Here is an 11,613-nt window from a genome sequence, read left to right on the forward strand (position 1 = left end):
TGACCCAGTTCAACGCCTGCACAAAGGCATCCATTGTCGCATCCAACTTTGCGGCTTGCGACTGGGACACCTTGAGCTTGCAGGATACGGTCAGGACTTGGGTCATGGTTCTATTGTGACTTCCGCATTCCTCCCGACACTGACCCTACGGGTACAGTGCGGGGCTCCTGCGATTTCTAGCTGACAGATGGGCGATCAGCCGATCCACCAACCGCGAGAGGGTTGCCTGTTCTTCTGGGCTGAGACAGCCGTAGGTTTGCTCCCGCAACTGCCAAATCAGAGGGGGTAAAACGTCTTTCAGCTCCTCCCCTGCAGGTGTGAGGTAGACCCGCCAAATCCGCCGATCCTCAGGATCTCGCTGCCGCCGGATCAGCTCCCGTTTTTCCATGCCATCCAACACCCCGGTCATGGTGCCCCCCAACTGCTGCAAGCGCTCACAAATAGTGGAAGTAGGGATCCCGTCTTCTTCCCAAAGGCAGCAGAGCACCACCCAATGGGAGATGGTCAGGCCAAAAGGCTCCAAATGAGACTGCAACTTCCGCCGCACCAATTGAGACAACAGCCGAATGCGGTAGCCCAGGGAGTTGGGGGCGAGAATGTCATGCCACCGTTCCAGGAAAGCCTGCTTTTCCGATTGAACCATCTCCCCGGTTTGACTGTTTCCCATCGGCGGCCTGGAATGCTCGGAATCTAAATCGCCCTATTTTATCTTTTACTGAGGAGAAGGAGAGAAGGAGCTTACGGTTTGCCGAGAAGGTTGTGTGATCTGCAGTACGGCCTAGCCCTTGCACAGCCAACAGACGATCTGCGGCCATTACAGTTGCAAAAGATATCCATAAAGATATCCATCAGGCCATACAACATTTTTTGGCTACCCATCAGCTAGAAATTGCAGGAGCCCCGCACTGTACCCGTAGGGTCGGTGTCGGGAGGAATGCTATGATAATACTGCGGACACCAGAAACGGTTGTTTAAGGCACTGGTAACGGTCGATTGGGGGTGCTGTAAACCACCCCAGAGGCTCGTGGTTGGCTTGCTAACTGCAGGGCTACTAAAAGCCCGCTCCGTACCGCCTAGCGGTTGGTGTCGGGTAGTTTACGTCACAGCCGACTGGGATCCCTGACAAGCAAAAGATGGGCTTGCCTTGGCCGGAGTCGATAACGCTGGAAAAGGCTGGCACAGAGATTTGCCAAGGCAGTTCGGATGGCACTAGAGTAGCGTCAAGTCTTTTGCCAGCCCGTTGTCCTTTGCAAGTGTCTTTGTGAGGTCATCATGCCGCTTATCCCACAGGGGTTGCGCCCCCATCGTCGTCTCCTCTGGGCAGGGATCCCGTTAGCTGGTGCTTTGGCCTTGGGGGCCTGCTGGAGCAACCCCACAGGTGCTGAAGTCGAGTCTCCCACATTGACTCAGAATCCCTTCCCCCCCATCCCCACTCCACCGCCGCCGCTGCCTTCCCCAAGTGGGACTCCGGGCCTTCCCCCTTGGTGGCCCCGCGCCCAATCGCCGCAGTGGGAAGATTCTCCTTACGCTTCGGTCTTGTCCGGCTTTTTGCAAGGATTGGCGGCCCAAGGGGGAGCGCTCTCTCAACAGGGGATCCTGCTCTGGACGCCGGAAGGGGAGCTGTTGGCGGAGCATGGGCTGGATCGACCTTTGCCGGTGGGAGCCTTGGATCAGTTGGCCATCAGCTTGATGGCCCTGGAGACTTGGGGTTACGAGCATCGCTTTGAGACCCGCTTCTACACCACAGGCCATCGGTTGGGCCATCGCTTGACGGGAGATTTGATCCTGGTGGGTGGCGGGGATCCCTATTTCACGGAAGCGAATGTGGCAGAGCTGGCCCGCCATTTGCATAGCCTCAACATTCGCCAGATCGACGGGGATGTGAAGGTGTTGCCCCCCTTCCGTTTGCTGGGCCAACCCGATCCTTTGGGCGGCGCTCAGCGTTTGGCAGAACTCCTCAGCAATACTCAACAACCCCATCCGGTTGTCATTCGCGGCTCGGTGTCAGTCCTAACAGCCCTCCCCGCGGACGCCCACTGCCTGGCCAGCTACACCTCGCTACGGCTGGGATCCCTGTTGCAGATCCTCAATGGCAGCAACGACCGAGCCATGGCAGAAGCCCTGTTGGCGGAACTGGGGGGCGAAACAGCCCTGCTGGAGTACCTGCGGCAGCGGTTGGCGGCTCAGCCCATTTCCCGCCTGGATTCCCAAATGGCCCCCGCCGAGCAAGACATTCGCCTGGGGCAAAGAGGGCGAGCGCTGTACCTTTCCCCCCGCGCCCTAGCTCATCTCTGGGAACACCTGGTAGATTTCACAGATGGGGATCCGACTCGGATCTTGCCCAGAGCGGGCAGTGGCCACAGCACCCTGCGGGCGCGCACCTTGCCCCCAGGCACGGCTGCTCAGGTGGGATCCGCTGCGGATCGGCTGATGACGATGGGGCAGCTGCCGAATGGCATCCACTTTGTCCTGCTCAACCAAGGTCCTGACCTGGGCATTTTGCACCAGCAACAGGATCAGTTTCTGCAGGATGTGGTGGCCATTTCTGAGCCTCTCCGCCGCTAATGCTGACCTCAATTCGAACTTAATTTGAGATACAGCTCTCCCCCCACTTTCCCCATAGGAGGCGGAAGCTCAAGACCCCAGAGCCCCACAGGTTAGGAACAGGGTCAATTCATTTAAGAATGAGACGGCCCTGCAGCTAAGAAGGCATGGAGGTAGACCTCAGGAGGAAGCTTAGACCTGAGAGAGAGTCATAGGGTATGTCCAGGAAGGGAGCAGTTGCACGGATGAACAAGGTTAGTCGTGCAACAGTTTATCGCTGGCTGAACCGAGAAGACTTGAGGCCGACAAAAGTCAAGACCCGCAAGCGTAAGATAGACTCGGCTGCCCTGCAGCAAGACGGAGACCAGTACCCAGAAGCTCGACTGAAGGATAGAGCCCGGTCTGGCGTCCAACCCATCCTGCCAGCGGGACGGAGTCCTCGCGCTATTGACTGTGCTCTTGAGAATGAGAAGGTGAAAGTAGCACAAAAAAAGAGTTATGGTCATTTCAATTAAACCAGGAGACTGCGCCCACACCTAAAACTTTGAATGCACGGGGCCATAGGGCTTTTCTCAATGGCCCAGGCAATGGCTCAGGCGTCTCACCCTAACCTGAAATGACTACCCGAAATGACCATAAGTACCTGTTTTTCTCCGACAATTGACTTTTGCTGCTGATGCAAACTCTTTGGCAGACCATCGCCCAGCACCTTTCAGAAGCAACAGGGGATCCCATCCAGCCCCTACAGTATCGTTCTGTGGGCGGAGGCAGCATCAACGCCACCTATCGGTTTTCCTGCGCTTCCCAAAGCCCTCTTGCAGAAGGGGTAAAAGACTACTTCGTCAAATTGGCCCGTGGGGGAGAAAGGGCGCTGGAGATGTTTGCAGCGGAAGCTGCGGGCTTGCAAACCCTAGCGGCTGCCCAGGCCATTCGCGTGCCCCAGCCCATCATCTGGGGATCCGTAGGAGAGCAGGCTTACTTGGTGCTGGAATACCTGGAGCTAACCTCGCCCCGTCCGCACACTGCGGGTTTGTTGGGATCCCAGTTGGCCCAGTTGCACCGCACCCTATCCCCCAACGGCAGCTACGGTTGGGAGCGCGACAACACCATCGGCTCTACGCCTCAGATCAACAGTTGGCGGCAGAATTGGCCGGATTTTTATCGGGAACAGCGGCTGCTCTACCAGGTGAAATTGGCTTGCCAACAGGGGTATCGCGGCACGTGGGTGGCCCAAGCCGAACGGGTAATGGCGGAGCTGGAAGCCTTTTTTCAGGACTACAGGCCAGAACCCGCTCTGTTGCATGGAGATCTGTGGGGCGGCAACTACGGGGCCTTGGCCGATGGATCCCCAGTGATTTTCGATCCGGCCACCTACTACGGGGATCGAGAGACGGATCTGGCGATGACAGAATTGTTTGGGGGCTTTCCAGCCGAGTTCTATCGGGCTTATCAGCAGGCCTACCCCTTGGACGAGGGGTATCCCCACCGCAAGCCCCTCTACCAGCTCTACCACTGGCTCAACCATCTCAACCTGTTTGGAGAGGGCTACCTAGGCTCGGTGCAGCGGGCTTTGCAGCAGTGTTTGCAATTTCTTGGATAAATCGTATGGTTGTTCAGGTTAAGATGAGACGCCTGGGCTACTGATCGCGCCAGCAGGACGGAGTCCTTGAAAAACCTTCTAACCCCCTGCATTATTGCTCCGCAACGCTATTGCTATGCCTACGGCACCCTGACGGGAACCGCAACGCTGACGCGAAGACGCGACCAACGGTTTAGGTGTGGGCACAGTGTTCTGAGTTTGAGTGGAAATGACGATATGTCCATTCCCAAGCCGTTCGCGCCAGTGGGACAGAGTCCTTGGGGGGTAGCTCCCTCTGGGAGAGAAGCTGGGGGTGAGGGGGATCTGTCTCGAAGTAAACTGATCTGAAACGGCTAGGGGGTCTTCTCCGGCGAGGATTCCCCTGCCATGACCACAGCCCCCATGTCCCCCAACAGGCGCGACTGGTTGCGCAATACTCCCAGCAAATTGAGCCGGCTGGCCCGTCGCACAGGATCCGGATCCATCACCAAAACGGCTTCAAAAAACTGAGCTACCTGAGGGGCTGCTGCTTGCAGAGCTTCCACCAAGGGGACAAAGTCTCCCTGAAGGGCTGGCTCCACCCCCAGGCGATAGACCTTCTGGCAAGCCTCGTACAACTCCCTTTCTGCCGCCTCCTGCAACTGACCGGGATCCACGGCGGCTGCCGGATCCACCACGGCGTAGTCCAAGTCCCCTTGGGCTGCCAGGCGGGCGCAGCGATTGAGGGTGGGATAGAGATCCGCCAATTCCCCGGTGGCCCGCAGGTGTTGCAGGTACTCCGCCCGCAGCAAAGTCAAGGGCAGGTTGCCCAGGGCCCGCATGGTGAGCTCGGCCTTCTGGGGATCCTCCGCTTTGACCGACTCGGGATCCCCCACCACAGCCCTGACCAAGTCGTAATCAATCCGTTTTTCCTCCTGCAAAAGGGTCTGTATCCGTTGGGCCAAAAACTCCTGCAAGGCTCGCAAGGTGTGGACATCTCCCAAGGCCTGCGGCCCGCCAGCGCGAACGGCATAGTCCTGCACCACACTCTGCAACAGGGAGTTAAAGTCAAAAGTCCAGCCGGCATCCCAGGCAACCAGCACCAGGCTGTTGGCGGCCCGCCGCAGGGCAAAGCGATCCGAGGAGCCGGTGGGGATCCGCCCCAAGTGAAACATGCCCACCAAGGTATCCAGGCGATCTGCCCAGCCCACCACCCGCCCGGTCAAGGAATTGGGCAAAGCGTCCCCCGCTCCCAAAGGCCAGTAGTGTTGCTCAATCCCCTCGGCCACCGCCTCCGGTTCCCCATCCTGCCGAGCGTAGTCGGCCCCCATGATCCCCTGCAGCTCCGGGAACTCGTACACCATTTGGGTAACCAGATCCGCCTTGCACAGGTAAGCCGTGCGATCCACCAGCGCCTGCTCCTGGGGATCCAAGTTCAGGGCAGCGGCAATGAGGCGGCTGATGTGGCGGATGCGCTCCACCTTGTCCCGCATGGAGCCCAGCCCTTCGGCAAAAGTAACCGCCTGCAGGCGTTCCACCCGCTGCGCCAAGGGGATCCGCCGATCCTCCTCGTAGAAAAAGCGGGCATCCGCCAGGCGCGCCCGCACCACACGGCTGTTGCCTGCCCCGATCCGCTCCGATTGCCGGGGGTCGCCGTTGGAGATGGTGATGAAATAGGGCAGCAATTTTCTGGGATCCCGGCCATCCCGTACTGGGAAGTAGCGCTGGTGGATAATCATCACCGTCTCGATCACCGCAGGGGGCAAGCGCAAAAACTCTGGCTCAAAGCGCCCCAAAACCGCCGTCGGCCACTCCACCAAGTGCACCACCTCCCGCAGCAAAGGAGCAGGGATCTGGGCTTCCCCATTCACTTGCCTGGCCAGCTTGGTCACCTCAGCCTGAATGTATGCCTCTCGCGCTGTTGGATCGGGGCTGACCCCCGCCTCTTGCATTTGCTGAACGTAGCTCTCGGCCCGCTCCAGGACAACCTGCTGGGATCCCAAAACGCGGTGCCCCCGGCTCACCCGCCCCGCCACCAAGCCCGGCATGGAATTGTCCTCGTGGGTCGGCAGCAGCAAAGGCAGCACCTGATCATCCCAAAGGGAGACCAGCCAGCGGATGGGGCGCGGAAACTTCAGATCCCCGCAGGCCCAGCGCATCAGCCGTTCACCACTCAAGTTGGTAATCCAGGCGGGTGCCAGTTCCTGGAGCACGGCTGCCGTCGGTCGGCCCCGCACCCGCTGCACCGCAAACACAAAGGATCCCTTGCCCACTTGCCGGATTTCCAGGCTGCCGGGATCCACCCCTTGTTTTTGGGCAAATTTTTCCCCGGCAGGAGTGAGCTGGCCATCTTGGTAGGCGACCTGAACCGGCGGCCCCTTCACCTCCAAAGTGCGATCCGGCTGCTGGGTGGGCAACCCCTGCAACAAAACCGCCAGGCGGCGCGGCGTACCGAAAAGCTGCATCTGCTCCGCTTGCAAATGGGCCTCCGCCAAAGAGGCCGGGATCCCGGTTCGCCACTGCTCTAGGGCCGAATCCACAAAACTGGCTGGGAGCTCTTCACAGCCGACTTCTAGCAAATAGGCAACCATACTCCTGTGCTCCGCAGGGTACCATCCCCACTTCCTCAATCAACATAGTCTATGGCTCTGGGCCTCCCTTCTGGCTCACGACTGCTCCGAACCTGGGGTATCCCAGTTTACCAGGGGAGCCGGGGCGTCGTTGAGACAAGAGCTCCAGTCCGCCAGACAACACCCCAATGCCATCCCTGTCAAGTGGGCTCTGCGGCCGCCAGAACCCCATCTCCTTGGCGCAAGGGATAGGCCGAGTCCCGTGGCAAATGCACCACGATGATGGGAAGGCTGGGTCGGTTGCGGGCGATGGTCTCCGGCTCTCGGCCCAGACGCGACCGGTTGCCGGTTTCGCTGGGAACCAATACCAACACATCTCCTGGCTGCAGCGCTTTGAAGGCTTCCGCCACCACCCCCCCCTGCACCCGCTGAACCGGCAAGTGGGCATAGCTTTCTGCCGGCAAGGCTGGGGAGCTTTTCCGCCCAGGTCGGGTTTGCACCAGCAGGATCTGCAAACCCGCTTTCAATTCGCCGGCCAGCGTTTGCGCCAGCCCAATGGTCTGCTGCAGGGATCCGGGAGAGACCTCCAGCTCCGGTGCAACCAAGAGGATGCGGCGCGCCGTCTCGATGGGTACCGGAAACCGCGTAATCAAGACTGGGATCCCCACCTGCCGCACCACCGCGTCAATGATGCTGCCGAAAAAGTTCTCCGCATAGGTGGAGTAGCCCTTCCAGCCCAGGATCACCAAGGTTGCCTGCCGTTCCGCCGCCGAGCGAATGATCCCTTTTTCCACCGAGTCATCCACCCGCCGAATCGGCTCCACTCGGGTCACGGCGCTGTGGGCCAGAGCTTCTGCGAAAGTCAGCAACTGCTCCTGCCGGGCCAGGGCTGCCGGCGAGATCCCGGCGCGGTCAGACAAAACATGCAGCGGCAGCAGCGTTCCCCCATCTTTTTTGGCCAAAATCAAAGCCAACTGTAACAGGTTCCTCTCAGTATCCGGGTTGGCCACCGGCACCAAGACGCGAGCTCCCCAATCTGGCTTGGGCAATTCAGTGGACTCTGCCGCCACTTCGGTGGGCTGCATTTGCTCTCCCCAGCGGGCCACAATCCAAGGCGAGGCAACACAGGTCACCAGGATCATGGCAATGGTGCCGTTCACCGTCAGCTCATCCACCAACTCCACCTGAAAAGCCACCGTGATCGCCGCCAGAGTAGCCGCCGCCTGAGCCATCGACAGGCCGAACATAACCATAGCGCTGGCAAAGCGCCAGCCAAACAATTGGGCCGGGATCCAAGCGGCCAGAAACTTGCTCACCACCTCCGCTGCGATCATCACCCCTCCCACCAGCAGCGAGCGCGGCTCTCCCAAGAGAATGCCGGGATTGATCAGCATCCCCACCGAGATCAAGAAAAAAGGCACAAACAGGGTGTTGCCGATAAACTGGATCCGGTTCATCAGGGGGCTGAGCTGGGGGATGATGGGGGTAATGGCCGTCCCGGCCAGAAAGGCTCCCACCACCGGCTCAATGCCGATCAACCCCGCTCCGTAGGCCACCACAAACAAAGTGGCGATCACGAAAGTAAACTCTGCTCCCTCGTCGTGACCAAAGCGTTGAAAGAACCAACTGCCCAGCTTAGGCACCCCCCACAGGGTGGCAAACGTGTAGAGGGCAATGGAAGGGATCAACGTCAGCCAAAATTGCAGCGTCAGCTCCCCTTGGTGGGCGCGCACCACCACCGCCAACACCAATAACGCCAGGACATTCGTGATAAGGGTGGCCCCCAAAGTTGCCCTCACCGTCTGCAGGCGCATCAACCCCAGCTTCGAGATGATGGGCAGACCGATCAGGGTGTGAGAGGCAAAACAAGAGGCCACCAGCACCGCCGCCAGAAAGCCATACCCAATGGCCAACATGGCTGCTGTGCCGATGAGCATGGGCAACAGAAAGGTGAGCGCCCCGAAGATGGTGGCCTTCCCGGCATTGAGCTTCAAATCTTCCAGACTGGTCTCCAGCCCCGCCATGAACATGAGAAACAACAGCCCCACCGTGCCCAGCAGGATGATGGTCTCGTCCCGCCGCAAGATGCCCAAGCCGTAGGGCCCCACCACCAGCCCAGCCAAGATTAACCCGATGATCCCCGGCAGGCGCAGCCGCTCAAATAGCAAGGGAGCCACCAGCATGATGGTCAGGATGATCAAAAACACCAGCACCGGATTCTCAACAGGGCCGATCAGGGCTAGAGGGATCCCCGAAATTTGCAGCCAGTGAGCCAGCATAAATACCCGACAGACAGCTAATGAACAGACCCGGCAAAGCGCCCGCATGAGTCTATCAGATCCCTCCAGATCCAAGTAGCTCTCGATGCCCCACAGACTTTGTCCGGCCTTCAATTACTGGCAGGGCGTTTAATAAGTATTCGAAAGTAAGTACATCAGACACATTAAGACACATTAAGCAGTGAAAACAGCTTGGCAGTAGTGCCCAGAGAAAGGCGGGAGAAACCCCCGAGAAACACGCATTAGAATCAGAGGGTACATGCTCTTGGGCTGCCCATGAACCAGCTTGCTCCTGGAAAAGTGATCGGCCAGCGCTATCAACTGGTTCACAGCATTGCAGCAGGTGGCATGGGGCGGGTGTTCAAGGCTGTCGATACGCGCCTGTTCAACCGTCCGGTGGCGGTCAAGCTGTTGCACCAAAACTTAGCAGGCGATGACAACACCCGACGCCAGTTGCACAAACGTTTTCAGCAGGAAATTCGCATCAGCACGCTGCTGGGGGAGCACCCTGCCATTGTCAAGGTATTGGACTATGGCCTAGAGAACGACCAACCTTACCTGGTGATGGAATACCTGACGGGGCGCAGTTTGGGGGAGCTGATGCTCAAGCAGCCGGTGCTGCCGCCTCAACAGGTGGTGAGGATGGCCCGCCAAGTGTGTGCCGGTCTCTATTACGCCCACAACCTAGAGACCGAGCAGGATGGCCATCTCATCAAGGGGGTGATCCATCGCGACATCAAACCCAGCAACCTCTTCGTCCTAAAAGATGAAACCCTGGGGGAGACCGTCAAAATCTTGGATTTCGGCATTGCCAAGCTCCTCAGCGACGTTTCCCTTGCCCTCGGCACCCAGACCACCGGCTTTTTGGGTACGGTGCGCTATGCCTCTCCCGAACAGGTGCGCGGGGAAGCCTTGGATGCCCGCTCGGATATCTACTCGCTTGGCGTGGTGCTCTACCGCATGTTGACCGGGCAACACCCCCTCCAGCCGAAGAGCGATTCTTTCCCCGGCTGGTACGAGGCCCACAATTACCAGCAGCCCCAACCCTTCAATCGCGCAAATTTGCCCTATGAAATTCCGCTGCAGCTGGAACAGGTGGTGCTCTCCTGTCTGGCCAAAGATCCCGACCAGCGGCCCCAAGATATGAAGGTTCTCAGCGCCCAATTGGAGGGATCCCTGCACTCCCAGAGCGCTGCCAGCTCTTCCCTCGCGCCCCCCCCAGCCGCACCCATCTTCTCCGAGCGCACCCTGGCGGCGGTGGATGCAGGGCAGTCGGGCACACACCTGCTCAGTACCCAGGCAGAGCCCGAGGCCAAGCTGTTTCCCCTCTGGGCTGGGATAGCCCTTTTTGTTGTCATTGCGGGGAGCACCTTCTGGGGCCTGCGTCTGCTGTTGGATCCGGGCCCAGGCAGGGAAAAACTGCCTGCTGTCTCTGAACGACCTGATACCCATCGCGTCGGCGGCTCCGAGCGGGATCCCTCAGCAACTCCTGAACCTCTGCTGGACTGGCTGCCGCGGGATCCGGAGGGCAAACCGGTGTTTGAGGATGATCCCGCCCCCGATCCGGGAATCGGTGAGTCCGCAAGCGAGCCCACACCCAGGCCAGCAGCAACTCCAGAGGCAGTGTCCTCTACCCCTCAGCCCCCTGCTCCAACTCAGCAGGTGTCACCTCCTCCTCCAGCCCCTGCTGTGCCTCCACCCCGACCGGTTGCAGTGCCCACACCCCCTCCCCCTGCTCCACCTTCTCCAGCCCCTGTCCCGGCCAAGCCTCTCCCCCCGCCGCCCATCAACCAACCCCTGTTCCCCCAGATGAACCGGGTTGCTCCAACTCCTGCTCCCCCTGCAGCACCCCCAACCCAACCCCCTACCCCCGGCTTTCTGGAGCGGTTGCGCGAGGAGCGAGAACGCTTGGGGAAAGACTAGGCGCAAAAAAGGGATCCCCAAGGATCCCTTCGCAAAAAGCTACGCGAGGCTAGTCCTCGATGGGATCCCCCGTCAAGGGATCCCAGAACAGGTAGAGTCAGGCGGCAGCCAGCCGGGCATTGGCGGCATCCCAGTTCACCAGGTGCTCCAGGTAGGCGCTGATGAAGTCAGGCCGCCGGTTTTGGTAATCCAGGTAGTAGGCGTGCTCCCACACATCCAAGGTGAGCAGGGGCGTTTGGCCGTGAACCAGCGGATTTTCGGCATTGGGGGTTTTGGTAACCTTCAGCGTGCCATCCTCCAGCACCAGCCAGGCCCAACCGCTGCCAAATTGGGTGGCGGCTGCCGTCTTGAAGGCTTCTGCAAACTTGTCATAGCCGCCAAAGTCGGCGTTGATCTTGTCGGCAATAGGCCCGGTAGGCGCACCTCCCCCGCCCGGCTTCATGGATTCCCAGAAAAAGGTGTGGTTCCAAACTTGGGCAGCATTGTTGAAGATACCCGCTTTGTTGGGATCCCCAAAGGTGGCCTTGATGATTTCTTCCAGAGACTTGTTGGCCAGATCGGTGCCCTCGATGAGCTTGTTCAGGTTGGCTACGTAGGCCGCGTGGTGCTTGCCGTGGTGGTAGGAGAAGGTTTCTGCCGACATGTAGGGCTTGAGCGCGTCGGCAGGATAGGGCAGAGCCGGGAGTTCAAAAGCCATAATCGTCTGTCCTCTGTGTCTTGTGCAAGGAATGCAAGAAAG

8 protein-coding genes are annotated in these 11,613 nt (G+C 59.5%); 4 read left to right on the top strand and 4 right to left on the bottom strand.

Annotated elements, in window-relative coordinates:
* Window positions 1-145 precede the first annotated feature (145 nt).
* Entirely contained in the window at window positions 146-643 is a 498-nt protein-coding gene (locus ACVWXZ_RS10420) for a MarR family winged helix-turn-helix transcriptional regulator (RefSeq protein WP_457387589.1), read from the bottom strand.
* A 629-nt stretch (window positions 644-1,272) separates the two neighbouring features.
* Here ACVWXZ_RS10420 and ACVWXZ_RS10425 point away from each other — a divergent pair.
* From ACVWXZ_RS10425 to ACVWXZ_RS10435, 3 genes are all read left to right on the top strand, one after another.
* Complete coding sequence (locus tag ACVWXZ_RS10425; protein WP_457440750.1) at window positions 1,273-2,565, top strand: D-alanyl-D-alanine carboxypeptidase; 1,293 nt, start codon at window positions 1,273-1,275, stop codon at window positions 2,563-2,565.
* A 224-nt stretch (window positions 2,566-2,789) separates the two neighbouring features.
* Complete coding sequence (locus ACVWXZ_RS10430) at window positions 2,790-3,059, top strand: IS630 transposase-related protein (RefSeq protein ID WP_457482495.1); 270 nt, start codon at window positions 2,790-2,792, stop codon at window positions 3,057-3,059.
* Between the two features lie 161 nt (window positions 3,060-3,220).
* The gene (locus ACVWXZ_RS10435; protein ID WP_457440746.1) at window positions 3,221-4,144 is read left to right on the top strand and encodes a fructosamine kinase family protein; all 924 of its coding nucleotides are present in this window, start codon (window positions 3,221-3,223) and stop codon (window positions 4,142-4,144) included.
* Window positions 4,145-4,476: 332 nt separating this feature from the next.
* Here ACVWXZ_RS10435 and glyS read toward each other — a convergent pair whose 3' ends face one another.
* Window positions 4,477-6,693, bottom strand: coding sequence for a glycine--tRNA ligase subunit beta (gene glyS / locus ACVWXZ_RS10440; RefSeq protein WP_457482496.1), 2,217 nt, complete (start codon window positions 6,691-6,693; stop codon window positions 4,477-4,479).
* Window positions 6,694-6,872: 179 nt separating this feature from the next.
* The gene (locus tag ACVWXZ_RS10445) at window positions 6,873-8,951 is read right to left on the bottom strand and encodes a cation:proton antiporter domain-containing protein (RefSeq protein ID WP_457482497.1); all 2,079 of its coding nucleotides are present in this window, start codon (window positions 8,949-8,951) and stop codon (window positions 6,873-6,875) included.
* Window positions 8,952-9,227: 276 nt separating this feature from the next.
* Between ACVWXZ_RS10445 and ACVWXZ_RS10450 the strand changes: the two genes are divergently transcribed.
* On the top strand, window positions 9,228-10,874 hold the full coding sequence (locus ACVWXZ_RS10450) for a serine/threonine protein kinase (RefSeq protein WP_457482498.1): 1,647 nt from the start codon (window positions 9,228-9,230) through the stop codon (window positions 10,872-10,874).
* Between the two features lie 97 nt (window positions 10,875-10,971).
* Here the strand turns inward: ACVWXZ_RS10450 and ACVWXZ_RS10455 are convergent, their stop codons facing one another.
* Window positions 10,972-11,571: a superoxide dismutase gene (locus ACVWXZ_RS10455; protein ID WP_457482499.1), complete on the bottom strand. Its 600-nt coding sequence runs from the start codon at window positions 11,569-11,571 to the stop codon at window positions 10,972-10,974.
* Window positions 11,572-11,613: the final 42 nt, after the last annotated feature.

The sequence above is a fragment of the Thermostichus sp. MS-CIW-38 genome, from assembly GCF_054058415.1.

What these genes read in the sequence shown, in the direction of transcription:
- ACVWXZ_RS10435 (WP_457440746.1), top strand. Translation starts at nt 3,221, where the DNA reads ATGCAAACTCTTTGGCAGACCATCGCCCAGCACCTTTCAGAAGCAACA.
- glyS (WP_457482496.1), bottom strand. Translation starts at nt 6,693, where the DNA reads ATGGTTGCCTATTTGCTAGAAGTCGGCTGTGAAGAGCTCCCAGCCAGT.
- ACVWXZ_RS10425 (WP_457440750.1), top strand. Translation starts at nt 1,273, where the DNA reads ATGCCGCTTATCCCACAGGGGTTGCGCCCCCATCGTCGTCTCCTCTGG.
- ACVWXZ_RS10420 (WP_457387589.1), bottom strand. Translation starts at nt 643, where the DNA reads ATGGTTCAATCGGAAAAGCAGGCTTTCCTGGAACGGTGGCATGACATT.
- ACVWXZ_RS10455 (WP_457482499.1), bottom strand. Translation starts at nt 11,571, where the DNA reads ATGGCTTTTGAACTCCCGGCTCTGCCCTATCCTGCCGACGCGCTCAAG.
- ACVWXZ_RS10450 (WP_457482498.1), top strand. Translation starts at nt 9,228, where the DNA reads ATGAACCAGCTTGCTCCTGGAAAAGTGATCGGCCAGCGCTATCAACTG.
- ACVWXZ_RS10445 (WP_457482497.1), bottom strand. Translation starts at nt 8,951, where the DNA reads ATGCTGGCTCACTGGCTGCAAATTTCGGGGATCCCTCTAGCCCTGATC.
- ACVWXZ_RS10430 (WP_457482495.1), top strand. Translation starts at nt 2,790, where the DNA reads ATGAACAAGGTTAGTCGTGCAACAGTTTATCGCTGGCTGAACCGAGAA.